Origin of the sequence: Enterobacter cloacae complex sp. SHL022 (assembly GCF_049237785.1) — a bacterium.
In the GTDB taxonomy this organism is placed as follows: Bacteria; Pseudomonadota; Gammaproteobacteria; order Enterobacterales; family Enterobacteriaceae; genus Enterobacter; species Enterobacter hormaechei_C.
In genome coordinates, this window is the sequence record NZ_JBMKJH010000001.1 from 109,772 (window position 1) to 134,536 (window position 24,765).

The following is a 24,765-nucleotide window of genomic DNA, read 5'->3' on the forward strand; positions in this document are numbered from 1 at the left end:
CTTACTCATCCGGCAGCAACTTCCACCGTGGATCGTCGGCAGGCATTGCGACGAGCGGTTGCACCACGGAAAGCGTGATCTCATTGGAGGAGACACGCTGCCCATCCTTATCTTCCACCACGGCCGTTAGCCGCCATGCGTTTTTCGCCCCTTCTGAATCATCCCATGCAGGCATGATCACACTCCAGCCATCGCTGCTGTTGCCGTTTGCCGGTGAGGTCAGGCTGAGCGCCTGGGTATCACCCAGCCAGTGGATCTGCCGGATACCGTGCTTGCTGCGAATTTGCAGCTTCAGCATCACGGTTTCGCCTGGCTTAAGATCCCACGGCGGCGTGGCCAGATATACCGAGAGGGTTTTGCGCTGACGGAATTCCATCACGGGCAGATTATCGCGCTCAGGTGAATCATAGCGGCTGCCCCGCAGCGAGCGCGTCGCCGCCACTTCCCCGGCGGAAAGCTGTTTCGCCAGCGGCACGCCAAAGCGATAGTTGAGCTTCAGCCCGAGGTTATTCTGGCTAACGCCGCTCTCCCCCTGCTTATGGGCAGCCGTCAGGGTGACCAGCGGAACGGGGGTATAGTTCAGCCCCAGGTTGACCGCAACCGGATTGTGATATCCCGTACCGCTGTTAAACAGATCGACGTTATCGCCAAAATACTGTTCAAAGCTGACGCTGGTGTTCAGGTGATGAAACCAGGGAAGCCAGGCTTTGGCCGTTACGTCGTACCCGCGCGCCATGCGCTGCTCGCGGATGTCGGAACGCGGCTGCCAGCCAGCGAACGGCTGGTAGTAATTGGCCGACAGGCGCAGGTTTTCACCCCACGCCTCTGCGCCCAGCCCGGCACGTTGCAGGTTGTCTTCCAGCAGGTTGTCGTAAAAGGTGTTGTAGCCCAGCAGCCAGTTTCCGGCAACCCAGCGCTGCCCGATCCCGACATTGCTCACCAGCCCATCTGTCTGCTGCGTCAGGCCAAGCTGGCTCCAGCTCAGATAACGGGTGTTGTCGTTCCAGGGGATAAACCAGCTACCGCTGCTGCCGTTAAAGTTGCCGTCGTCATCCACCAGTACATTGACGCTGGCGTTTCCCCAGGGTGAAAGCCAGGATTCAATCTGCTCGTTGACTTCCCCACTGACGGCATCCCGCACTTTGCCAAACGCGAACTGTCGCGCCTGCTGCCCGGCCGTCAGGCCGTTATCGGTCATACTGGCTTCACCGAAGGCCTTTGCCATTTCAGCCAGATGCTTTTCGCCTTCGGTGGTCGGTTGCGCCATACCGAGATCCGGCAGGCTATCGCCGTTATTATCAAACGGATTCTGCGCCTGCTGCACGAAGGATTTCGGCGCACCGTGAACGGCTCCAGCCGTAAAAAGGGAGAGTAACAGCAAAAAACGGATGCGGGACGATACAGCCTTCAACGTCGTCAATCAGAACCTGTGTTTATGAACAAACACTTATTATGTTAACGCCATAAGCCCTGAAAACCAGTCTTAACAGAAATTTCAGGAATATCCTGAAAAGATTTGTCGGGTGGCGGCTTCGCCTTACCCGACCTACAAATTCGTACCGGTGCGAAGCCGCCAACCGACGCCCTTGCACTATTATCCCAACAGCGCTTTCAGCTCCGGCACGCAGGAGCCGCAGTTCGTGCCGCAGCGCAGCTTCACGCCCAGCGCTGCGGCAGAATCACAGCCTCCGGCTATCGCCTTACGTATCGTATTTTCACCCACGCTGAAGCAGCTACAGATAATTCGCCCGGGATCGGCATCTTCGCCCGGCCGTTGTCCGTGCAGCAGCGCATGGCGTTCAGCGAGTTGTACGGGTGCAGCAGCAAAGGCTTCTTCAATAAACGCATGCGCCAGCGCCGGCAGCGTATGGCCCTCCCAGTAGCCCAGCATCAGCTCGCCGTGATGCCAGGCGAGCACGCTGCTGCGTTCTCCCGTCTGTGCCACCTGTAACTGCCAGCCCCGACCGCTGGCGTACGCCCTGACCCACGACAGCAACGGCTGCTCCCCCGCCACCGTCAGACGTGAGGCTTTACGCCACCAGCAGACCGACGGCGGCAGCGCTGGCAGCTCGCGGGCATACAGTTCACCCTGCCAGGCCGGTAGCCAGGGCATGATCCTCACCGCGGTTTGTTTACTCTCCGGCTGGCCGGAACCGGCATCAATCCGCCCTTCTACCAACGCATTGACCTTCCCCTGCCGTGCAAATTGCGCGTTCCAGTGCATCGGCGCAAACAGCTCGCCCGCACGCTGCGCGGTGGAGATACGTACTCTGGCAACCATCACCCCGCGCGGGGAGCTTATCCGCGCCAGCTGGCCGTCAGTCAGCCCAGCGCGCGCCGCATCGGTTGCGTTCATCTCAACAAAAGGCTCATCAATATGCTGCATCAGGCGCGGAACATACCCCGTGCGCGTCATGGTGTGCCACTGATCGCGGATCCGCCCGGTATTCAGTATCAAGGGGTACAATTCGTCGACGCCTGCCCCATGCGAGGAAGGATCAACCGGTACAAGATTTCTTTGCGGGAAATCACCGGCATGCCACTGATAAGGCGCCAGCGCGTCCCACGCCTCTCGCGACAGCGACGCCAGTTCGCGCAGGTTTAGCGCCCGTTCGCCGTTATTTTCAAACGCCGTCAGCGCCGCATGTTCACAAAATATCTCCTGAGGGTGTTCCCAGGCGAAGGCATCGCCATAACCGAGCTGGTCTGCCATCCGGGCGATTATCCACCAGTCCGGTCTGGCCTCGCCCGGCGCAGGCAGAAAGGCACGCTGGCGGGAGATACGGCGTTCAGAATTGGTCACCGTGCCGTTTTTCTCGCCCCAGCCCAGGGCGGGAAAACGGATATGGGCAAACCGGCTGGTGTCCGTCTCCTGCATCACCTCAGATACCATGACCAGCGGGCAGGCTGCCAGAGCCTGACACACCGCGTGGCTGTCGGGAAGCGACACGGCAGGGTTGGTGCCCATGATCCACACCGCCTTCACCTCGCCGCGCGCAATGGCGTCAAACAATTCCACCGCCATCAGGCCCGGGGTCTGCGCCAGCCGTTCCGTTCCCCAGAAACGCGCCACGCGCGAAAGATCGTCCGGCTCGAAGTTCATGTGCGCCGCCAGCTGATTCGCCAGCCCGCCCACTTCCCGCCCGCCCATGGCATTTGGCTGTCCGGTCAGCGAAAACGGGCCGCAGCCAGGACGGTTGAACTTCCCGCTGGCAAGATGCACGTTAATGATGGCGTTACACTTGTCGCTGCCGGTGGAGGACTGGTTGATCCCCATGGTGTAGAGCGTGATCGCGCGTGGCGCGGTGATAAACCAGTCGTAGAAGGTGCCAATCTCGTCTGAAGGCAGATCGCAAAACGCCGCCACGCGAGGGATCGGCCACTCGCCCCGCCCCTGAATCAGATTGAGCAACCCCACAAACAGCCCGGCGTCGCTGCCGGGTCTGAGCGCGAGGTGGAGATCGGCGATATCGCAGGTGGCGGTTTTACGCGGATCGATCACGACCACTTTCATCTGCGGATTGTTGTGCTTTGCCTGCACCAGCCGCTGATACAGCACCGGATGCGTCCAGGCCGCGTTTGAGCCAACGAGTACCACCAGATCGCTGTTTTCCACGTCCTCGTAGCTGCACGGCACCACGTCTTCACCGAAGGCGCGTTTGTAGCCCACCACCGCCGATGACATGCACAGCCGCGAGTTGGTATCAATGTTCGCCGCCCCGATAAAGCCTTTCATCAGCTTGTTGGCGGCATAGTAATCCTCGGTCAACAGCTGGCCGGAGGCATAAAACGCCACCGCCTGCGGCCCCCATTCGTTGATGATGTTCCGTAACCGCTCGCCCGCTTCGCCCAGCGCCTGCGGCCATGCCACCTCCCGGCCATCGACCACCGGGCGCAGCAGGCGTCCCTGCAACCCCGTGGTTTCCCCGAGGGCAGATCCTTTTACACACAGACGACCGAAATTCGCCGGATGAGTTTCATCCCCCCGAATGCTCACCTTATCACCGTCTGCGCTGGCGACCACGCCGCAGCCCACCCCGCAGTAAGGGCACGTTGTCCGGGTTTCGGTCATGAGGCCTCCGCACGCATCACCAGCTCTTCATTTCCAACCCATACCTTGCCGTTTTCAATTTTTACCGGCCAGGCGCGCACCACGGGTTCGCCATTCTCCACCTGACAGCCGTCGCGCAGACGAATACGTTGCTTGTAGAGCGGCGAGATCACCACCGGTTCCCCCGCCGCATCGCCGAGGATGCCGCGTGAAAGCACGTTCGCGCGGCTACCCGGCTCCCGATCGTCGAGGGCATAAACGTTTTTGCCAAAGCGGAACAGCGCAATCGGTTTGCGCCCAAGATGCGCACCGATGCCCGCCTGCTCCGGGATCTCATCGATATTACAAATTTCCTGCCAGCGCTTGTTCTCCTCCGCGGCGGGGACGTTCACCGCAGTGCGGAACAGCGCCAGGCGATCAGGATCGTTGAGGGTGGTTTGCCATTCGCACTGGTAGGTCTCCACCACCCGGGCCATCTCCTGCTCCAGCTCGTGGGCGATCCCCAGGCTGTCGTTGAGGATCACCTCGCGCAGATAGTCGAGGCCGCCTTCCAGGTTATCCATCCAGGTACTGGTACGTTGCAGACGATCTGCCGTGCGAATGTAGAACATCAGGAAACGGTCAACGGTGCGGATCAGCGTTTCGTCGTCCAGATCGCTGGCGAAGAGGTCCGCGTGGCGCGGCTTCATCCCGCCGTTGCCGCACAGATAGAGGTTCCAGCCTTTGTCCGTGGCAATCACCCCCACGTCTTTGCTCTGCGCCTCTGCGCACTCACGGGTACAGCCGGAGACCGCCATTTTGATTTTGTGCGGCGCGCGCAGGCCCTTGTAGCGGTGCTCCAGCCTGACCGCGAGGCCGGTGGAATCCTGCACGCCGTAGCGGCACCAGGTCGACCCGACGCAGGATTTCACCGTGCGCAGAGATTTCCCGTAGGCATGTCCGGTCTCAAACCCGGCCTCCACCAGCGCCTGCCAGATTTCCGGCAACTGTTCGAGCGTGGCGCCAAACAGGTCAATACGCTGCCCGCCGGTAATTTTGCTGTAAAGGCTATAGCGTTTCGCGATCTGGCCGATGGCGATCAGCCCGTCGGCGGTCACTTCACCCGCAGGCATCCGCGGGACGATGGAGTACGTTCCGTCCTTCTGAATATTGGCGAAAAAGCGGTCGTTGGTGTCCTGCAACGGCAGATGCGCCGGTTTCAGCAGATACTCGTTCCAGCAGGAAGCCAATACCGATCCCACCAGCGGCTTACAGATCTCGCACCCGTGCCCCTGACCGTAGCGGCTGATAAGCTGGTCGAAGGTGCGGATATGGTTGACGCGCACCAGGTGGTAAATCTCCTGACGCGAGTACGGGAAGTGTTCGCAGATATCTTTCTTCACCTCCACGCCCTGCTCCGCAAGCTGGAACTCCATCACCTGCTTCACCAGCGCGCTACAGCCTCCGCAGCCGGTCGCCGCTTTGGTGCACTGCTTAATGGCGCCGATATCCGTTGCGCCCGCGCTTACCGCCTGGCAGATATCCCCTTTGCTGACGTTATGACACGAACAGATCTGCGCGCTTTCCGGCAGCGCCGCCACGCCCAGCGCTTTCGGCGCGCTGCCTGACGACGCGGGTAAGATCAGCGTTTCCGGCTCTTTTGGCAGGCTGATGCCGTTGAGCATCATCTGCACCAGCGTGGCGTATTCGCTGGCATCGCCCACCAGCACGCCACCCAGCAGGGTTTTGCTGTCGTGGCTGACCACAATTTTTTTGTAGATTTGCTGCGGCCCGTGCATCCACTGGTAGCTCAGCGCGCCCGGCGTGCGCCCATGGGCATCGCCAAACGACGCCACATCCACGCCCAGCAACTTGAGTTTGGTACTCATATCCGCGCCGGTGAAGCGCTTCTCCTCACCCGCCAGCACAGCGGCGGCCACGCGCGCCATCTGGTAGCCCGGGGCCACCAGGCCAAAGATTTTTCCCTCCCACAGCGCGCATTCGCCGATGGCAAGCACGTCCGGATCGGAAGTCCGGCAGCCGTCGTCAATACAGATCCCGCCGCGCTCGCCGATAACCAGCCCGCTGCTGCGCGCCAGCGCGTCCTGCGGACGAATACCGGCAGAGAAGACCACCATGTCCGTTTCCAGCTGTTCACCATCGGCAAAGCGCAGCACCAGCCCGTCGTCTGCGGTGGCAATCTCCGTCGTCGATTTACTGGTGTGTACCCCTACGCCCAGCGCCTCAATTTTCTTGCGCAGCATTGCCGCGCCGTCGCTGTCGAGCTGCACCGCCATCAGGTTCGGCGCAAACTCCACCACGTGAGTTTCCAGCCCGAGCTGCTTAAGCGCATTCGCCGCCTCCAGCCCCAGCAGGCCGCCGCCAATCACCACACCGCGGCGAGAGCCTGCCGCATGGGCCGCAATGTTGTCCAGATCGTCGAGGGTGCGGTAGACAAAACAACCCGGCAGATCGTTGCCCGGAACGGGTGGTACGAACGGGTACGAGCCGGTCGCCAGCACCAGCTTGTCCCAGTGAGTCTCATGGCCACTGGCGGTACGCACTACGTGTGCATCACGATCGATAGCAACGATCTGCTGGGAGAGGCGCAGCTCAATGCCGTTATCGGCAAAGAACTCCCCCGCCACCAGCGAGAGCGAGTCCGCGCTGCGTCCGCCAAAATATTCCGACAGATGCACGCGGTCATAGGCGGCATAGCGCTCTTCGCCAAAAACAATAATCTGATACTGCTGATGCAAATTGCGGTTAACGCAGTCTTCGAGGAAATGATGGCCGACCATACCGTGCCCAACCACCACCAGAGTAGGTTTTGTCATAGCGTTCTGTCCTGCAACCTGCGGTTGCGTTGTGAAACGATCGAACAGCCAGTCCGCGTGGGCGGGCGCAGCCGTTGCCAGTAAATCGGTAAAGGTTGCCGCGCTGCGGCAGTCACCCAGCAGCAGCACGCCAGCCAGCGCCTCCTGATGGATCAGTAAACGTCGATAGTGACGGGTCAGCGGATCCCATGAACTCCAGACCACATCGTCCGCCTGCGCCGTCGCGCGCCCGAGGCTGAACAGATCCACGCCGGTCACCTTAAGGCGCACACCGTTGTCGGTCAGGGTAAACGGCGCGGTGACCTCCCCGGCCAGCCGCGCGGCAAGAATATCCGCCTGCGCCAGACAGGGGGCCACCAGGCCAAACGTCTGGCCGTCAATTTCGCAGCACTCGCCGATGGCGTAGATACCCGGCACGGAGGTTTGCATCTCCTGATCCACCACGATGCCGCGCGCGCAGCGAATGCCGCTGGCATTTGCCAGCGCAACGTTGGGCTGCACGCCGGTTGCCAGCACCACGCGCGTGGCGGCAATGCGGCGTCCGTCGAGCAACGTCACGGCATCGTCAGCGATGGCGGTGATGCCGGAGGCGAGTTCACAGCTAACGCCCCGCGCCGCCAGCGCCTCTTCCAGCAACAGTCCCGCCTGCTGATCCAGCTGCTGTTCCATCAGCCACGGACCGCGATGCACGAGCGTGACGTTGTCACCCTTGCGCGCCAGCGCTGCCGCTGCCTCCACGCCGAGTACGCCGCCGCCCAGCACTACCGCCGGCCCGGAGATATTCTGGATGGCGCGGGTTTCTGCCAGGGTGCGAAAGGTGAACACATGCGGCGCATCGCCGCCGGGGATCGGCGGCACAACAGGGGTAGAACCGGTAGCAAACACCAGCGCATCCCAGCCCAGCGTGCGAGCAGAGGTATGCACTTCACGCGCGTTGACGTCTACTGCGAGCGCCGTTTCTCCTCGCAGCACCGTCACGCCTCGTGCCGTGTACCAGTCTTCATCGTGCAGACAGATGTGCTCCGCCTGCTTTTCGCCACCCAGCACTGGCGAAAGCTGGATGCGGTTGTATGCCTGCTCCGGCTCGTCACCGATGACGGTGACAGCGAAACGACCGGGAACACGCCCGGTGAGCGACGCAATCAGCCGGGTTGCCGCCATACCATTACCGATAATGACCAGTCGCATCGTGCCCCCTCATTACGCCGCTTTCGGCTGTTTTTCGTAGAGGAAATGGAGGATCTGCTGGCGCATGTGGTGATAGCGGCTGTCGTCCGCCAGCTGCACCCGGTTGCGCGGGCGCGGCAGATCGACGCGCAGGATCTCACCCACGGTGGCCGCCGGGCCGTTGGTCATCATCAGTACGCGGTCAGAGAGCAGTACCGCCTCGTCCACGTCGTGGGTGATGAGCACGATGGTGGTATTCAGCGCCTGCTGGATCTGCATCACCGAATCCTGAAGATGGGCACGCGTCAGCGCATCGAGCGCGCCAAACGGCTCATCCATCAGCAGCACTTTCGGCTTCATCGCCAGCGCGCGGGCAATCCCGACGCGCTGCTTCATGCCGCCGGAGATCTCCCCGGGATGCTTGTGCAGCGCGTGGCCCATCTGCACCCGGTCGAGATTGTGCTCAATCCACGCTTTGCGCTCGGCCTTACTCATGGTGTGACGGAAGACCTGATCCACCGCCAGCGCCACGTTGTCGAAGCAGGTCAGCCACGGCAGCAGCGAATGATTCTGAAACACCACCGCGCGCTCTGGCCCCGGCCCGGCGATTTCGCGGTTGTCGCAAATCAGCCCGCCTTCCGTCGGCAGCGTGATCCCGGCGATCAGGTTTAACAGCGTCGACTTGCCGCAGCCGGAGTGACCAATCAGACTGACGGTTTCGCCCTCGTGGATATCAAAAGAGACGTTTTGCAGCGCCAGAAACTCGCCGCTGGCGGTGGAAAAACGCTGGCTCACGGCCTGGACCTGAATTAACGGTTTCATCTTCACTCCTTATTTTTCCTGCCAGCTAAAGCGACGGGCGATCAGCATCAGCCCCTGCTCCAGCAGCAACCCGACCACGCCAATGATGACGATGGCGATGAGAATGTTTTCGACGTTGAGGTTGTTCCACTCATTCCAGATCCAGAAGCCAATGCCTAAACCTCCGGTGAGCATCTCGGCGGCGACAATCACCAGCCAGGCAATGCCAATGGAAAGACGTACCCCGGTCAGCACCGCAGGCAGCACGGCCGGGAAAAGAATGCGGCGCATGATGGTCCACTCTGAGAGTTGCAGCACCCGGGCCACGTTGAGGTAGTCCTGCGGAATACAGCGCACCCCTTCGGCGGTGTTAATGACCATCGGCCAGATGGAGCAGATAAAAATAGTCCAGCTCGATGCAGGCTCCGCTTTCTGGAACAGCAGCAGGCCGATAGGCAGCCAGGCCAGCGGGCTGACCGGACGCAGTAGCGCGATCAGCGGGTTGAACATGCGGGAGAAAAAGGTGAAGCGGCCAATCAAAAAGCCCAGCGGAATGCCCGCCAGCGCCGCCAGACCGAAGCCGATGGCGACGCGCTGCAACGACGCCAGCACGTTCCAGCCAATGCCCATATCGTTTGGCCCGTCGCGATAAAACGGATCGGCAAACAGGGTCATGGCCGAATCGAGCGTGCTGAGCGGCGTCGGAAAGCCTTTACTGTTTATCGCCGCCAGCTGCCAGAGCACCACCAGCAGGCCGAGACCGAGCAGCGCCGGGATGACGCGCTGTAAAAAATCATTCATCCGACGCGTAAACGCGGGCGCACGACGGCGAACCTGTAACGGAGGCAGGACTATCACTTCCCCGCTCTCTGACGTCTCTTGTGGTTTTGTATTTTGCAGATGCTGCATACTCAGGCCCCTTTACGGTGAATGGCGAAGCGGTTGGCGTACCCTTCCGGATCGGTGCCGTTCCAGACGGTGCCGTCCATCAGGGTGCTGCTGCGATACGGTGATGACGGTGTGAACATGCCGCCCACGGCGGTCGCGGCATCCTGCCAGACCGCGGTCTGGTTAATGCGCTGTGCAATGCCCGCGTAATCCGGCGCGGCGTTGAGCAAGCCCCAGCGGCGGAACTGGGTTAAGAACCACATGCCGTCGGAGAGATACGGGTAGCTCACGGCACCCTCGTTGAAGAAACGGATCGGGTGCGCATCCTGCCAGCGCTGACCGACCCCGTTGTCGTACTCGCCGAGCATACGTCCGGTGAGATACTGTTCCTTGCAGTTGAGCCAGGCGCGGCGCGAGAGGATCTGCGCGGTTTCGCGTTTGTTTTCCGCTGACGCCTCGATCCAGCGCGCGGCTTCCATCACGGCGCTCACCAGCGCCCGTGCGGTGTGCGGATTTTTCGCCACCCAGTCGCGTCGGGTGCCGAGGATCTTTTCCGGGTGATCGGCCCAGATGGACTGTGACGTGGCGGCGGTAAACCCGATGCGGTCGTTAATCGCCCGCGCGTTCCACGGCTCGCCAACGCAAAACCCGACCATGTTGCCAATGCGCATGTTCATCACCATCTGCGGCGGCGGCACCACCACGGTGCGCACGTCGTCAAACGGGTTAATCCCCGCGCTGGCCAGCCAGTAGTAGAGCCACATGGCGTGCGTTCCCGTCGGGAAGGTATGCGCGAAGGTGTAAGTTCCCGGCGCCTGCTGCGCAATCAGCTTTTTCAGCCCGTCGAGGTCACGAACGCCCTTCTCCGCCAGATCGCTGGAGAGCGTAATGGCCTGACCGTTCTGGTTGAGGGTCATCAGGTTCGCCATCTGCTGCGGCTTGCCCGCGATACCCAGCTCCAGACCGTACAGCAGGCCGTAAAGAATGTGCGCAGCGTCCAGCTCGCCCGCCACCAGCTTGTCGCGCACCGCCGCCCAGCTCGCCTCTTTGGTCGGTACAATGGTAATGCCGTGTTTTTTATCGAACCCCTTCAGGGCCGCGATAACCACGGGCGCGCAGTCGGTCAGAGGTATAAACCCGATACGCACGGTATCCTGCTCCGGCTTATCTGACCCCGCCGCCCATGCGGCCTGCATGACACCCGGCAACAGCATCGCACCACTCGCCAGCATGCTGGCCTGCAATAATCGCCGTCTCGACAAATCCGCCATAATTGCTCCTGAAAAAAGGCAAAAAAAAGCGCCCGACGGTGCTGAAGCACCGCTGGACGCCTTTATCCTGAAGACGCATGCACCGCCGTTGGCGCATCGTCGAAAATGGTTAATCTGTTAATGCAAAGGTAATGCCAGCTTTTCATCCCCGGCGTTACGGGGTTTCTGCAAGGAGAGCGCTGTTTTACGCACCTCAATCAGGCATGAATTGCCCACTGACTGTGCAACTACTCCCCAGGGGGTATCTTCCACAAATTTTTCACCGTAAGCAGCGCACGGGCGATATCCACCATGCGTTGGTTTTTATCCATCGCCATTTTGCGCAGGGCAGTCCACGCCTGCTCCTCGCTCATGTTCTGGTGCGTCATCAGCACGCTTTTGGCTTTGTCGATGGTCTTACGCTCCTCCAGCGTGTCGCGCAGGGAAGCAAGCTGACGGGAGAGTTGCTCAATTTCACGCGCCTGCTGGCGCACCAGCGGCAGCAGCGGTCTGTCAGGAAATCGCGCCAGGATATCGTCGTGCTCATCGTCTGCGTGCAGATTTTCGCTACAGCGACGCTCCTCAACTGCCGTCATCAGATCGGCAATTGCCACCTCCTCCAGCGTGCGCAGGTGCTCAAGGCGCGCGGTTTGCAGGGCGAACCATTTGACGGCGGTATCGCCGTTATCTGCCGGAGGCTGGCGGGTGCACGCTTCACGCCTGAGTTTTTCAGTCTCCAGACCCGGCTGGCAGTTGAGGGTAAATGACTCCTGCACGTCTGGAGTGCAATGGGAGATAAAAACCTCAAAGCAGGCCTGCTGGCCATCAATGCGATCCACCAGCCGCTGGCGGGTTTCATCGTCAAAGAATCCCTGGGTGAAACCAATAGCCCCCAGCGCCCGCTCTTGTCCCACAAGTTCTTTGCCCTGCATCAGGCTGTAAAGGGCCACAAATCGGCCCGCGATGTGCGGATCGTCAATGCTGTCGCTGAGTTGAGGTACGATACTGAGCAGATGACGCAGTATGCGGCTGTAATGTTCCATCGCCTGCGGCGCGGTGACGCATTGACCTGTAACGCCATCACGCAGCGCCGTCAGCGTCTCAAGGCCGTGCAGTGCGCTGGCAATACGTTCGCAGAGGGCGCTGCCCGGGAGCGGTTCGTTAAACAGAAGGTGCAATGCGGCAAGGTTTTCATCCACCAGGGCCCTGCTGGCCTGGCATTCAGGCGCGTACAATTTGCCCTGCGAGCAGAGCCAGACATTTGACGCACCGCGCTCGCACTGTAGCATATGCACCAGTCGACTGATGCCGTTCACCAGTGCGCCCAGCTGCGCCAGTCTGCCGAGCTGTTCCTCACGCAACATTCTCGCACGCTGGAACCATTCGGTTGCGCCAGGGGAACTGCCAGCCACTATCGTCATCGTTTCTCTCCCCGATACATATTCTTCGGTACGAGAAGCAATATTCGTGCCTTTTCAGAGAACAGGAGTCAACATGCAGAAGATTGTGATCGTCGCCAACGGTGCGGCCTACGGCAGTGAATCCCTTTTTAACAGCCTGCGCCTGGCAATCGCGCTGCGCGATAAGGAGAGTGGGCTGGAGCTACGCCTCTTTTTGATGTCCGACGCTGTCACGGCCGGGCTGAAGGGGCAGAAACCCGCAGAGGGCTACAACATTCAACAAATGCTGGAGATCCTGACCGCGCAAAATGTTCCGGTCAAACTGTGCAAAACCTGTACCGACGGGCGCGGCATTACCGGACTGCCGCTAATTGACGGCGTGGAAATTGGCACGCTGGTCGAGCTGGCTGAATGGACGCTTTCCGCCGATAAAGTATTAACTTTTTAATAATAACCCGATAAAAATATTATTTTCTTATGGACGCGGTTTCAGCATCAAGTTTACCTGCGCCGTTGCCGATAGGCATGGAAACAACACAGCAGGTATTACACTTATGTTCAGTTCGATTCGCGCCCGCATCATTGCTGCGACGACAGGCTGTCTGGTCGTCGCCCTTCTTCTTAATACCATTATTAACTTTCAGGTCACGCGCCAGGATAACCAGCAGTCGCAGCGCGATATTCTGACCAGCACCAGCGCCAGCCACAACATGGCGATTGCCGACTGGGTGAACAGCAAAATGACCGTCATCACTTCGGCGCAGTCGGTCGCGCTCAGCGACGATCCGGTTCCGGTGTTTAAACAGCTTGCACTGGCGGGTGGATTCACCAACGTCTACGCGGGTTATGCCAGCAAAACGGCTAAATTTTCTGACCCAACCGGGGTGCCCGCTGATTACGATCCCACCCTTCGCCCGTGGTATCAGCAGGTCGTCAGCGCTGATGGCCCGGTAGTGACTGCACCCTATGTGGACGCGGGCACCGGGAAACTGGTGGTGACGTTCGCGGTACCCGTTAAAGAGCAAGGCGCCCTGAAAGCGGTGGTGGCGGGCGATGTGGCAATGGACAGCGTGGTGGCTAACGTGCGCGGTATTCACCCGACTCCGGCCAGCAGCGGACTGCTTTTGGACAGCAACGGCACCGTAATTGCCGGCAGCGATCCTGCGCTGACGCTTAAGCCGTTTACTGAAACGATCAAAGGGACCGATTTTGCCACTCTGAAAAGCGGCAACCTGGTTGACGGAACGTCAAACGGACGCGAAAAAACGTTCCTGGCCACCGCCGTGCCGGGGACGCACTGGCTGCTGGTTGTGGCGCTTGATAACGGCGATGCCACCGCCGGGATGCGCTCATTGCTTAAAGCATCTGCACTGTCGCTGGCGATCCTCGCCCTGCTGAGCGGAGCCCTCATGCACCTCCTGATTGCCCGCCTGCTTAAGCGGCTGTCCGGTATCCGTGACGCGATGAACAACATTGCCAACGGTACTAACGATCTGTCGCAGCGTCTGCCGGATAAGGGAGGCGATGAAGTGGCGCAAATCGCGCAGGCGTTTAACGCCTTCAGCGATAAGCTTTCTGTGGTGATGGTCCAGCTGCGTGATGCCAGCGCCTCAGTGAAAAACGCCGCGCATGAGATTGCGGCGGGTAATCAGGATCTTTCCGGGCGTACCGAGCAGGCGGCATCAAGCCTTCGCGAAACCGCCAGCGCCGTGGAAGAGATCACGGCCTCCGTCACGCAGTCAAACGAGTCGGCAGCAGAAGCGAATGAGCAGGCGAGCAAGGCCTCTGCCGCCGCATCCCGCGGAGGTGACGTCGTCGCTCAGGCCATCAGCACCATGCAGTCCATCGAACTGGCTTCCGCGAAAATCGGCGATATCACCAGCGTCATTGACGGCATTGCCTTCCAGACCAATATTCTGGCGCTTAACGCCTCGGTGGAAGCGGCGCGTGCCGGGGAACAAGGCCGTGGGTTCGCGGTCGTTGCGGGGGAAGTACGTAACCTGGCCAGCCGCAGCGCTCAGGCGGCGAAAGAGATCAAATCCCTTATTGATTCCACCACCGAAAGCGTTGCAACCGGCTCCCGGTTTGTGCACCTTGCGGGCGACAGCATGGATGAGATCCGCGCCAGCGTCGGGAGCGTGTCAGGCATTATGCGTGAAATATCTATTGCCACCCGCGAGCAGATGAAAGGGATCCATGAAATTAACCACGCGGTGACTCATCTGGATCGCATGGTGCAGCAGAACGCCGAGCTTGTTGTACAGTCTGCTGCGGCGGCCAGCGCGCTGCAAAGCCAGGCGGGCGACCTTGCTGAGACCGCAGGCCATTTCCGCATATAATTTTTCCCGGACGCGCGTTAAACAGGGAAAAAGTGCGTCCGCTGAAAGGTTTCAGGGATTTTGTCATTTTTGTTTAATCGTTGCGCCATTTTTTGATCGAAATCAGCATCCCACCCCTGCCCCTTTGGTGTTATGCAATGAGTAAATTGTGAACAACATCACGCTCGGGATGGGCAAAAACGACGGGGTATAAAATGGCACGAGTTAAAACAAGTCTGAAACTGTTTGGCGGGGATACGGTAGTGGTGCGTTGCTCAGAGCGTTGCCGCATCCATCTGATAAGTTCGAAAGGACAGAAACAATCGCAGGCAGATATCCTTACCGTCCAGGACGACAAGGCCTGGCTGACGGTGCCTTACACCGGCACCTGGGATGTGCTGATCGACAGCCACAGCCAGTCGCTCGAACATTCCGTAAGTTACGTGGCGGCATAACCATAAACGCCCGGCCAGCCGGGCGTATTATCAGGCAAAACCCGGCCGCAGCGTATTGCTGAGCGGGTTCCCTTCCAGCAGAGCTTTCACCTTCACCACCAGCTCACTCAGACAGTCGTCCTGCATACCGAGACGCGTCAGCTCCTGATCGAGCGAGAAAAGGTACTGGGCGTTAGTACCCAGCGGTCCACTGGCGGCGGCAATCAGCGGGGCAATCACCTGGGTTCGGGTGTCGGCTTCATACAGCGGGTGGCGCGGATCCATAATGAACACCAGCGCGTTGACGGTGCGGCCGTCATCCAGTTCCAGCTTGCACCAGCTGGGCATATAGCAGCCGGTGATCATCTCGCGCTTCCACAGCAGCGTCAGCTCATCTTCCAGCGTGGTATCCGGCAGCCGGTATGCCACGCCCGTGGTGCGCCCGCCCTCTTTTAGTGCAAGCATGCGTCCTGGCTGACACGCGCTGCCGCGTCCGGCGGTCAGGCGCAAACAGAAGGCGCGGTGCCAGCCAGGCAGCGTTCCGGTTGCCGATTCAACAAATTCGAGCGCCGGGTTCCACATCAGCGAGCCGTAACCAAAGATCCAGACCGGGCCATCATCCGGGCGGCAGGCCAGCGTTGCCGCAAGCGACGCCGCACGTTGTTCAGCCGACCACAGAAGCGATTCCTCAATAGCACCAAATGCCGTCTTACAATCTGCCTTCATCAAGAAATCACGCGTTAACACATTCCACCTCCGCCACTGCATGCTTCCTTGCGACTTCTGTAATTCGCCTTCCCGGCATTCTGGGCTGTTCATTTTAACAGCAGTTGAGCAACGATAAGCAATTCGCGGGCCAGATGCAATACAGCGGCAGGTCAACCGCCTGAAATGTCAAAAGGGAGGCAGCGTATTATTCGCGGCTATTTCTTTTTGTGCCATTTATCATCGTCCCCTTTCTCATAGTCATTTTTTACGGCGGCCCAGGCCACCTTATGGGCCGTCTCTTCGCGGCTGGCATCGTCCCGGCGATCTTTTTTATCTTTGTACTGATCCCAGGCGCTGTTAAAGGCTTCTTTGTAGATATCCTGGGCGTGGGCAGGCAATACGTTTTGCACGTTATCTGGTAATTCGCTTTTCGATTTGTATGGCATCGTTAACCTCTCTTTTGGCTAAAAGATAAGTGTGGACGACGATACGCGAGGGTGCCAGCCAACAGAAAGAAATGAACAATATAAAAATGCAAGTCATTGTTATTAAATTAATATTTAATAGAGATAGGCCATTATAAGCCTCAGGCATAAAAATTATAATAAAGGGTAAAACTAAGTAAAAAATACAGGGTATTTAACAGATTTCTGTTAGTTTAATACCTTTAAAATCTATCTATAATTACAAGCACCTGCATTGTTGGAGAAACACATGACAGCAACACACGAGGCGGTGAAAACCCGCCACAAGGAGACCTCTCTCATTTTCCCGGTTCTGGCACTGGCTGTGCTGCTCTTCTGGGGAAGCAGTCAGTCATTGCCAGTGGTTGTGGGGATCAATATTCTGGCTCTGGTGGGTATTTTAACCAGTGCATTTAGCGTGGTACGCCATGCGGATGTTTTAGCCCACCGTCTTGGAGAGCCGTATGGGTCATTAATTTTAAGCCTTTCGGTTGTGATTCTTGAAGTCAGTCTCATTTCCGCATTAATGGCCACCGGCGACGCCGCGCCAACGCTAATGCGCGATACGCTCTATTCCATCATTATGATTGTTACCGGCGGCCTGGTCGGTTTTTCACTTTTATTAGGTGGTCGCAAATTTGCCACCCAGTACATGAACCTTTTTGGCATTAAACAGTACCTGATCGCCCTGTTCCCGCTGGCGATTATTGTGCTGGTATTCCCGATGGCGCTGCCGGGTGCAAATTTCACCACCGGCCAGGCGCTGCTGGTGGCGCTGATTTCCGCGGCGATGTACGGCGTGTTCCTGCTGATCCAGACCAAAACGCACCAGAGCCTGTTTGTTTACGAGCATGAAGACGACGGTGACGACGATGACCCGCATCACGGTAAGCCGTCGGCTCACAGCAGCGCGTGGCACACGGTTTGGCTGATCGTGCATCTGATTGCCGTTATTGCGGTCACCAAGATGAATGCGAACCCGCTGGAGGCGCTGTTAACTGAACTGAACGCGCCGGTCGCCTTTACCGGTTTCCTGGTGGCCCTGTTGATCCTGTCGCCAGAAGGCCTGGGAGCGCTGAAAGCGGTGCTCAATAATCAGGTGCAGCGGGCGATGAATCTGTTCTTTGGCTCTGTTCTGGCGACCATCTCCCTTACCGTTCCGGTGGTGACGTTGATTGCCTTTATGACGGGAAATGAATTGCAGTTTGCGCTGGGTGCGCCAGAGATGATTGTGATGGTGGCATCCTTGCTGCTGTGCCAGATTTCCTTCTCCACCGGCCGCACCAATGTGCTGAACGGCGCGGCGCATATGGCGCTGTTTATTGCGTATCTGATGACGATATTTGCGTAATTTTTTTGCGGGGTGGCGCTGCGCTTACCCGGCCTACAAAACCCGTAGGCCCGCGCAAGCGTAGCGCCGCCGGGCAAAGAAAAACCCGCCGAAGCGGGTTTTTTTATTAGTTGCTGGTATCCAGCTCGTCGAAGCTCTTCACCAGATCGTCAATCGCTTTGATCTGTTTCAGGAACGGCTCCAGCTTATCCAGCGGCAGCGCGGATGGACCGTCGCATTTCGCGTTAGCCGGATCCGGGTGCGCTTCAATGAACAGACCCGCCAGGCCGGTTGCCATACCGGCGCGCGCCAGTTCGGTCACCTGCGCACGACGCCCGCCAGACGCGGCGCCAAACGGGTCGCGGCATTGCAGGGAGTGGGTCACGTCGAAAATCACCGGAGACTGGTTAGAGACGTTCTTCATCACGCTGAAGCCCAGCATATCCACAACCAGGTTGTCATAACCGAAGTTTGAACCACGGTCGCACAGGATAACCTGGTCGTTACCGCCTTCGATAAACTTGTCGACGATATTACCCATCTGGCCTGGGCTCACGAACTGCGGTTTTTTCACGTTAATCACGGCACCGGTTTTCGCCATCGCTTCTACCAGGTCAGTCTGGCGAGCGAGGAACGCCGGAAGCTGAATCACGTCTACCACATCAGCCACCGGCTGTGCCTGAGACGCCTCGTGCACGTCGGTGATCACTTTCACGCCAAACGTCTGTTTCAGCTCCTGGAAAATCTTCATCCCCTCTTCCAGGCCCGGGCCACGGTAGGAGTGAATGGAGGAGCGGTTGGCTTTGTCAAAAGAGGCTTTAAACACGTACGGGATACCCAGCTTTTGGGTCACGGTCACGTAGTGTTCGCAGATGCGCATAGCGAGATCGCGGGATTCCAGCACGTTCATACCGCCAAACAGCACGAACGGCAGGTCGTTTGCCACGTTGATATCACCAATGCTAACCACTTTTTGTTTCATAGGATCGCCTTATTCAGGTGTGAATCGGAATTAAGATTAATGCAGTGTAATGTGTTTATGCGCGATCGCGTTGATCTGCGCGCGGATCATCTCGCTGATCGGGTCTTCCGGACATTGTTCGACGAAATAATTTAAATCATTCAGCGCCACGTGCTCGCAGTCGAGCTGCGCATAAATCAGGCCGCGGTCGCGGATTTCGTACGGATCTTCCGGATTGAACTGCAACAGCACTTCGCTTGCGCGCAGGGCCAGCTCCATCTGACGCTCTTCCATCAGCGCAGACTTCAGCGTATCCAGGAGCTTGCGGATCACTTCAGCGTTATCGGCTTCATCGAGATCTTCATTGAACAGCTCAGCTATCGGGCTGATGTTGCCTTTCAGCCAGACGTCCAGCGTATGCTCATCCAGCGTGTCGCCGTTGAACGGATTGATTAACCACATCTCACCGTCCAGCCACTCCGCCCGCAAAATCATCTGCGTCGGGAAAATGACCGGCACCAGTGGAATCTCCAGCTCGTGCGCAACCCACAGTAAAATGGCGCCCAACGCGACGGCGCTGCCCTGACGATTTTTCAACACCTGGTCCAGCCACAGTGCGTCAGACAGGCGGTACACGCCTCGCGTGTCGCAGAAACCCCATTCGCCGTAGAAAAGCTCAATCAGCTTCTCTAATTGCCAGTCCTGCGGACGTGCCTGATTGATCTCTTCGCGCGCCAGGCTGACCAGATTCTCCAGTTCAGCGTAAACATACTGTGACGTAAAATCGTCGCGGATCATTTCTGAAATCAGGATCATACCATCGCAGAGCGGCACTTTGTTAAATTCGAAATCGGCTAAGGACCTCATGACTTACCCCAGTAACGGTATTCTTGTGGTGGCGAGTTTAATGATGATGTACAGCACCACCAGACCCAGCAAAAAGGCGATAAACCCTGTCTGCTGGCTGCGCGGACGATGACGCCCAAGCGCGATAAAACCCAAAACGATGTAGATGATAACGCCAAACAGCTTTTCAGTCAGCCATGCGCCTTTATCAGTAAATGGCAGATAGCCGGTCTTCCACATTAACCCGGCTCCGGAAAGGAACAGCACCGTGTCGATACAGTGCGGGGCGATGCGTACCCAGCGGGCGTTAATCAGCGGATTGTTGTTGTAGCGCCACCAGTAGCGGGCAATAAAAAAGCCAATGGTCAGGGCAACGGAAACCAGGTGAACGGAGATCAGCAGCGTAAACAGGCTCATGACCGCTGCCCCAGCGTCAGACGTTCATTGCCGCCGTAATCCCGGCAGGTTTCCACGGCAGCGTATCCGGCATGCGTAAACAGCGCTCGCACCGCCTCTCCCTGCGTCCAGCCATGTTCCACCAGCAGCCAGCCACCGGGAATCAAATGTTGTCGTGACGTTGTCACAATGTGATCAAGATCCGCAAGTCCCTGATTCGCAGCGACCAGCGCGGTCAACGGTTCAAAACGCACGTCGCCCTGCGCGAGATGCGGATCGTCTTCGTCGATGTAGGGCGGATTGCTGACAACCATTTCAAACATGCGGCTTTCAAGCGCGGCAAACCAGCTGCTTTGCAGAACGGAAACATTGTTCAGCCCCAGCCGTTCAACGTTGCGCCGCGCGAGGGCGACCGCATCAGGCATCACGTCTACCGCCGTCACGGTGCAGTCTGGCCGCTCGCTGGCAAGCGCCAGCGCAATCGCCCCGGTGCCGGTGCCGAGATCGAGGATCTGACACGACTGCGCCGGTAACCGCGCCAGCGCCTGCTCCACCAGACACTCGGTGTCCGGGCGCGGGATCAGCGTGGCCGCTGAGACGTACAGTGGAAGGGACCAGAACTCGCGCTCGCCAACCAGATGCGCCACCGGCTCGCCGGTTTTACGGCGGGCAAGCAGCGTCTCCAGCTGCGATTGCTGTTCAGCGGTCAGCGCGGTTTCGCCGAAAGCCAGCAGATACGTGCGGGCTTTACCCGTCACATGCTCAAGCAGAATTTCGGCGTCGCGCTTCGGGCTTTCACTTGCAGAAAGCTCACTGGCGGCATGGCGTAACCAGCGCTGAAAATCCATTAATCCTGCTCGGACAGTGCCGCCAGCTGGTCGGCCTGGTATTCCTGCACGATAGGCTCAATCAGCATATCGAGCTTGCCTTCCATTGCCTCATCCAGACGGTACAGCGTCAGGTTGATGCGGTGGTCGGTTACGCGCCCCTGCGGGAAGTTATAGGTGCGGTTACGATCGCTACGGTCGCCGCTGCCCAGCAGGTTACGGCGGGTAGAGGCTTCCGCCTGCTGGCGTTTCGCCATTTCCGCCGCGTGGATACGGGCGCCCAGCACGGATAACGCCTTAGCTTTGTTCTTGTGCTGGGAACGTTCATCCTGACACTCAACCACAATCCCGGTGGGCAGGTGAGTAATACGGATAGCGGAGTCGGTGGTGTTAACGTGCTGACCACCTGCCCCTGAAGAGCGGAAGGTGTCGATGCGCAGATCCGCCGGGTTGATATCCGGCAGTTCCGCTTCCGGCAGCTCCGGCATCACCGCCACCGTACAGGCCGAGGTATGAATGCGCCCCTGCGATTCCGTCGCAGGCACGCGCTGCACGCGGTGACCGCCGGATTCAAATTTCAGTCGACCGTACACGCCGTCACCGCTGATTTTGGCGATAACCTCTTTGTAGCCGCCATGCTCGCCTTCGTTGGCGCTCATGATCTCCACGCGCCAGCGACGGGATTCGGCATAACGGCTGTACATACGGAACAGATCCCCGGCGAACAGCGCCGCTTCGTCGCCGCCGGTACCGGCGCGGACTTCCACAAAGGCGTTACGCTCATCGTCCGGATCTTTCGGCAGCAGAAGCACCTGAAGCTGCTGCTCCATCTCTTCTGAACGCGCTTTCGCATCCTGTAACTCTTCCTGCGCCATCTCGCGCATCTCAGGATCGTCGAGCATCATCTGCGCGGTTTCGATATCTTCCTGGACCTGTCGCCAGTCGGTAAAGCATTTTGAAACATCACTTAACTGCGCGTATTCACGCGACAGCGCGCGAAAACGTTCCTGGTCGGCAATGGTCCCGGCATCGCCGAGCAGCGCCTGGACTTCTTCATGGCGCTCGTGCAGAGCTTCCAGTTTAGCGACGATAGAAGGCTTCATAGGCGTAAATGCACCTTGTCTTAGAAAATGGGTATAGGGCGCTATTCCAGCCCGAGGCTGTTGCGCAGAATTGTCAGGCGTTCATCGTCCCCGTCACGGGCAGCCTGCTGAAGAGATTTGGTTGGGGCATGGATCAGGCGGTTGGTCAGTTTCCAGGCCAGATCCTGCATAATCGCCTGCGCGTCGCCGCCCTGTTCAAGGGCCGCTAACGCTTTGGCCGTCAGGTCATCACGCACCTGCTCCGCCTGACCGCGGTATTCGCGGATGGTCTCGCTGACGCTTTGCGCGCGCAGCCAGGCCATAAATTCACTGGTTTCCTGCTCAACGATAGTTTCCGCCTGCACAGCCGCCGCCTTACGCTGGGCAAGGTTGTGCGAAATGATGCTTTGCAGGTCATCCACGCTGTACAGGTAGGCGTTCGCCAGTTTGCCCACTTCCGGTTCGACATCACGCGGAACGGCGATATCCACCAGCAGCATCGGCTGATTGCGGCGGGATTTCAGCGCACGCTCGACCATCCCTTTCCCGATAATCGGCAGCGGGCTGGCGGTAGAGCTGATAATAATGTCCGCCTCTTTCAGACGTTCATCGATGTCGCTCAACGCAATCACCTCAGCGCCCACTTCATCTGCCAGCACCTGTGCACGTTCGCGGGTGCGGTTGGCGATGATCATCTTCTTCACCTTGTGTTCGCGAAGATGGCGCGCCACCAGCTCGATGGTTTCGCCCGCCCCCACCAGCAGTACGGTGACGGTCGACAGCGATTCGAAGATTTGACGGGCAAGGGTACAGGCCGCGAAAGCAACCGAAACCGCACTGGCGCCAATGTCGGTTTCGGTTCGCACACGCTTCGCCACGGAGAATGACTTCTGGAACATTCGTTCAAGTTCGCTGGCTTTCAGATGCCCTTTCTGGGAATCCGCGAAGGCTTTTTTCACCTGGCCGAGGATCTGCGGCTCGCCCAGCACCAGCGAATCCAGACCGCTGGCCACGCGCATCAGATGGCTGACCGCATCGTTATCCTGATGCCAGTACAGGCTGTTGCGCAGCTCTTCTTCGTTGAGGTTGTGGTAGTCACATAGCCAGCGGATCAGCGCCTCGTGAAGGTTGTCCTGCTCCTCCACGCTTAAATAGAGCTCGGTACGGTTGCACGTCGACAGCACCACGCCACCCTGCACCATCGGCTGTGCAAGCAGGCTGTCCAGCGCCAGGTCGAGCGTATCCGGCGAAAACGTAACGCGTTCTCGCAGTGAAACCGGGGCCGTTTTGTGGTTAATACCGAGTGCTAATAGGGTCATGTTGAGCGGGAGTAGTACCAGCGTTAATAAGGTTAGCAGGACGCATCATACAGGATGCGCGAGATCAATAAAAGAGACTGCCCCCTTTCGGAGTAATAGCTTACGCCACGCTTTGAGATAATTTGAACGTAGACGGTGGCACCCTTCAACGCTAGCATTAACAGTTATAACTGCAACGTATCTCAAGGATTTGTCATCATTATGACCCGAATGATTCGCCTGCTGCCTCTGGCGGCCCTGGTTCTGACCGCCTGTTCCGTTCATCAGCCGAAAGGCCCGGGCAAAAGCCCTGACTCACCGCAGTGGCGTCAGCACCAGCAGGACGTGCTGAAATTAAGCCAGTATCAGACCCGCGGTGCATTTGCTTATCTCTCTGACGAGCAAAAAGTTTACGCTCGCTTCTTCTGGCAGCAAACGGGTCAGGACAACTATCGCCTGCTGCTGCTGAACCCGCTGGGCAGCACCGAACTGGAGCTGAACGCGAAGCCTGGCGAAGCGCAGATTACCGATAACAAAGGCCAGCACTACACGGCAACCGACGCCGAAGAGATGATTGGCAAGCTGACCGGGATGCCGATTCCGCTCAATAGTCTGCGCCAGTGGATCCTTGGCCTGCCGGGTGACGCAACCGACTACACGCTCGACGATCAATACCGTCTGAGCCAGGTAAATTACACTCAGGGCGGTAAAACCTGGAAAGTGGTGTACAGCGCGTATGACAGCAAGACTCAACCGTCGCTGCCGTCCAATATGGAGCTGACGCAGGGTAGCCAGCGTATCAAGCTGAAAATGGACAACTGGATCGTTAAATGATGACCCACTGGCCCTCTCCCGCAAAACTGAACCTGTTTCTCTACATTACCGGACAGCGCGCTGACGGCTATCACACCCTGCAAACGCTGTTTCAGTTTGTCGATTACGGCGACACGATCTCCATCGAACCGCGTCAGGACGGGCAGATTCACCTGCTGACGCCGGTCGACGGCGTGGCGCATGAGGATAACCTGATCGTGCGCGCTGCTCGCCTTCTGATGAAAACGGCGTCGTCGTCGGGTCGTCTGCCAGCGGGAAGCGGTGCGGATATCCGTATCGACAAACGCCTGCCAATGGGCGGCGGTCTTGGCGGCGGTTCATCGAACGCCGCGACCGTACTGGTGGCGCTTAACCACCTCTGGGACTGCGGTCTGACGACGGACGAACTGGCAGCGTTAGGATTGACGCTGGGCGCCGATGTACCGGTGTTTGTGCGCGGCCACGCGGCGTTCGCTGAAGGTGTCGGTGAAATCCTCACGCCGGTCGATCCGCCGGAAAAATGGTATCTGATCGTTCACCCTGGCGTGAGCATTCCTACCCCGGTCATCTTTAAAGATCCTGACCTGAAAAGAAATACCCCGGTACGGTCAATAAAAACGTTATTAAATTGTGAATTCAGCAACGATTGCGAGGATATCGCAAGAAAACGTTTTCGCGAGGTTGATGCGGTGCTTTCCTGGCTGTTAGAATACGCGCCGTCGCGCCTGACCGGTACAGGGGCCTGTGTCTTTGCTGAATTTGACACCGAAACCGCCGCCCGTCAGGTGCTTGAGCAAGCGCCGGTTTGGCTGCATGGTTTTGTAGCACGCGGGATGAACATCTCCCCCCTACAGCAGGCCATTCTGGCGCAGACTGAGTTTCGGTGACAACGTCACCCTGTTCCAGACGTTGCAT

At 58.6% G+C, this 24,765-nt stretch carries 21 protein-coding genes; 6 read left to right on the forward strand and 15 right to left on the reverse strand.

Annotation, left to right across the window (positions count from 1 at the left end; translation table 11 throughout):
• Nucleotide 1: 1 nt before the first annotated feature.
• The 7 genes from ACOTZD_RS00540 to nasR all read right to left on the reverse strand — a co-directional run bounded on the left by ACOTZD_RS00540 (nucleotide 2) and on the right by nasR (nucleotide 12,394).
• Nucleotides 2–1,420, reverse strand: coding sequence for a YchO/YchP family invasin (locus ACOTZD_RS00540; protein WP_045351009.1), 1,419 nt, complete (start codon nucleotides 1,418–1,420; stop codon nucleotides 2–4).
• A 174-nt stretch (nucleotides 1,421–1,594) separates the two neighbouring features.
• Complete coding sequence (locus ACOTZD_RS00545) at nucleotides 1,595–4,072, reverse strand: nitrate reductase (RefSeq protein WP_137048246.1); 2,478 nt, start codon at nucleotides 4,070–4,072, stop codon at nucleotides 1,595–1,597.
• Nucleotides 4,069–8,055 (reverse strand): nitrite reductase large subunit NirB, encoded by a 3,987-nt coding sequence (nirB, locus tag ACOTZD_RS00550; RefSeq protein ID WP_137048243.1) that lies wholly within the window; start codon nucleotides 8,053–8,055, stop codon nucleotides 4,069–4,071. The genes ACOTZD_RS00545 and nirB overlap by 4 nt, the downstream gene beginning before the upstream one ends.
• 12 nt (nucleotides 8,056–8,067) lie before the next feature.
• The gene (locus tag ACOTZD_RS00555) at nucleotides 8,068–8,856 is read right to left on the reverse strand and encodes an ABC transporter ATP-binding protein (RefSeq protein ID WP_045336446.1); all 789 of its coding nucleotides are present in this window, start codon (nucleotides 8,854–8,856) and stop codon (nucleotides 8,068–8,070) included.
• A gap of 9 nt (nucleotides 8,857–8,865) precedes the next feature.
• The gene (ntrB, locus tag ACOTZD_RS00560) at nucleotides 8,866–9,744 is read right to left on the reverse strand and encodes a nitrate ABC transporter permease (RefSeq protein WP_003856687.1); all 879 of its coding nucleotides are present in this window, start codon (nucleotides 9,742–9,744) and stop codon (nucleotides 8,866–8,868) included.
• Nucleotides 9,745–9,746: 2 nt separating this feature from the next.
• Complete coding sequence (locus ACOTZD_RS00565) at nucleotides 9,747–10,994, reverse strand: CmpA/NrtA family ABC transporter substrate-binding protein (protein WP_174402219.1); 1,248 nt, start codon at nucleotides 10,992–10,994, stop codon at nucleotides 9,747–9,749.
• A 227-nt stretch (nucleotides 10,995–11,221) separates the two neighbouring features.
• The gene (nasR, locus tag ACOTZD_RS00570) at nucleotides 11,222–12,394 is read right to left on the reverse strand and encodes a nitrate regulatory protein NasR (RefSeq protein ID WP_174402218.1); all 1,173 of its coding nucleotides are present in this window, start codon (nucleotides 12,392–12,394) and stop codon (nucleotides 11,222–11,224) included.
• Between the two features lie 73 nt (nucleotides 12,395–12,467).
• Here nasR and ACOTZD_RS00575 point away from each other — a divergent pair, with 73 nt between their 5' ends.
• From ACOTZD_RS00575 to ACOTZD_RS00585, 3 genes are all read left to right on the forward strand, one after another.
• Nucleotides 12,468–12,821 carry a DsrE/DsrF/TusD sulfur relay family protein gene (locus ACOTZD_RS00575; protein ID WP_045895428.1) on the forward strand — a complete coding sequence of 118 codons (354 nt, stop codon included), beginning with the start codon at nucleotides 12,468–12,470 and terminating at the stop codon, nucleotides 12,819–12,821.
• A gap of 106 nt (nucleotides 12,822–12,927) precedes the next feature.
• A complete protein-coding gene (locus ACOTZD_RS00580; RefSeq protein ID WP_060579462.1) occupies nucleotides 12,928–14,712 on the forward strand; it encodes a methyl-accepting chemotaxis protein in 1,785 nt (594 codons plus the stop codon).
• 194 nt (nucleotides 14,713–14,906) lie between these two features.
• On the forward strand, nucleotides 14,907–15,146 hold the full coding sequence (locus ACOTZD_RS00585) for a hypothetical protein (protein WP_003856678.1): 240 nt from the start codon (nucleotides 14,907–14,909) through the stop codon (nucleotides 15,144–15,146).
• Nucleotides 15,147–15,176: 30 nt separating this feature from the next.
• Here the strand turns inward: ACOTZD_RS00585 and ACOTZD_RS00590 are convergent, their stop codons facing one another.
• Nucleotides 15,177–15,872: a gamma-glutamylcyclotransferase gene (locus ACOTZD_RS00590; RefSeq protein ID WP_017384255.1), complete on the reverse strand. Its 696-nt coding sequence runs from the start codon at nucleotides 15,870–15,872 to the stop codon at nucleotides 15,177–15,179.
• A 176-nt stretch (nucleotides 15,873–16,048) separates the two neighbouring features.
• On the reverse strand, nucleotides 16,049–16,279 hold the full coding sequence (chaB, locus tag ACOTZD_RS00595) for a putative cation transport regulator ChaB (protein ID WP_023314272.1): 231 nt from the start codon (nucleotides 16,277–16,279) through the stop codon (nucleotides 16,049–16,051).
• A 268-nt stretch (nucleotides 16,280–16,547) separates the two neighbouring features.
• On the opposite strand from chaB, the gene chaA reads away from it, so the two are divergent.
• The gene (gene chaA, locus ACOTZD_RS00600) at nucleotides 16,548–17,648 is read left to right on the forward strand and encodes a sodium-potassium/proton antiporter ChaA (protein ID WP_003856672.1); all 1,101 of its coding nucleotides are present in this window, start codon (nucleotides 16,548–16,550) and stop codon (nucleotides 17,646–17,648) included.
• Between the two features lie 106 nt (nucleotides 17,649–17,754).
• Here the strand turns inward: chaA and kdsA are convergent, their stop codons facing one another.
• The 6 genes from kdsA to hemA are packed head-to-tail and all read right to left on the reverse strand — an operon-like array spanning nucleotide 17,755 to nucleotide 23,058.
• The gene (kdsA, locus tag ACOTZD_RS00605) at nucleotides 17,755–18,609 is read right to left on the reverse strand and encodes a 3-deoxy-8-phosphooctulonate synthase (RefSeq protein WP_003856671.1); all 855 of its coding nucleotides are present in this window, start codon (nucleotides 18,607–18,609) and stop codon (nucleotides 17,755–17,757) included.
• 36 nt (nucleotides 18,610–18,645) lie between these two features.
• Nucleotides 18,646–19,455 (reverse strand): invasion regulator SirB1, encoded by an 810-nt coding sequence (gene sirB1, locus ACOTZD_RS00610; RefSeq protein WP_003856670.1) that lies wholly within the window; start codon nucleotides 19,453–19,455, stop codon nucleotides 18,646–18,648.
• 3 nt (nucleotides 19,456–19,458) lie between these two features.
• Nucleotides 19,459–19,851: an invasion regulator SirB2 gene (gene sirB2 / locus ACOTZD_RS00615; protein WP_003856669.1), complete on the reverse strand. Its 393-nt coding sequence runs from the start codon at nucleotides 19,849–19,851 to the stop codon at nucleotides 19,459–19,461.
• Nucleotides 19,848–20,678 carry a peptide chain release factor N(5)-glutamine methyltransferase gene (gene prmC / locus ACOTZD_RS00620; RefSeq protein ID WP_045346353.1) on the reverse strand — a complete coding sequence of 277 codons (831 nt, stop codon included), beginning with the start codon at nucleotides 20,676–20,678 and terminating at the stop codon, nucleotides 19,848–19,850. Before prmC ends, sirB2 begins: the two co-directional genes overlap by 4 nt.
• A complete protein-coding gene (gene prfA, locus ACOTZD_RS00625) occupies nucleotides 20,678–21,760 on the reverse strand; it encodes a peptide chain release factor 1 (protein WP_003856667.1) in 1,083 nt (360 codons plus the stop codon). Before prfA ends, prmC begins: the two co-directional genes overlap by 1 nt.
• A gap of 41 nt (nucleotides 21,761–21,801) precedes the next feature.
• On the reverse strand, nucleotides 21,802–23,058 hold the full coding sequence (gene hemA, locus ACOTZD_RS00630) for a glutamyl-tRNA reductase (protein WP_003856666.1): 1,257 nt from the start codon (nucleotides 23,056–23,058) through the stop codon (nucleotides 21,802–21,804).
• A 201-nt stretch (nucleotides 23,059–23,259) separates the two neighbouring features.
• On the opposite strand from hemA, the gene lolB reads away from it, so the two are divergent.
• The gene (gene lolB / locus ACOTZD_RS00635) at nucleotides 23,260–23,871 is read left to right on the forward strand and encodes a lipoprotein insertase outer membrane protein LolB (protein WP_003856665.1); all 612 of its coding nucleotides are present in this window, start codon (nucleotides 23,260–23,262) and stop codon (nucleotides 23,869–23,871) included.
• Complete coding sequence (gene ispE / locus ACOTZD_RS00640) at nucleotides 23,868–24,737, forward strand: 4-(cytidine 5'-diphospho)-2-C-methyl-D-erythritol kinase (RefSeq protein WP_003856664.1); 870 nt, start codon at nucleotides 23,868–23,870, stop codon at nucleotides 24,735–24,737. The genes lolB and ispE overlap by 4 nt, the downstream gene beginning before the upstream one ends.
• Nucleotides 24,738–24,765 lie beyond the last annotated feature (28 nt).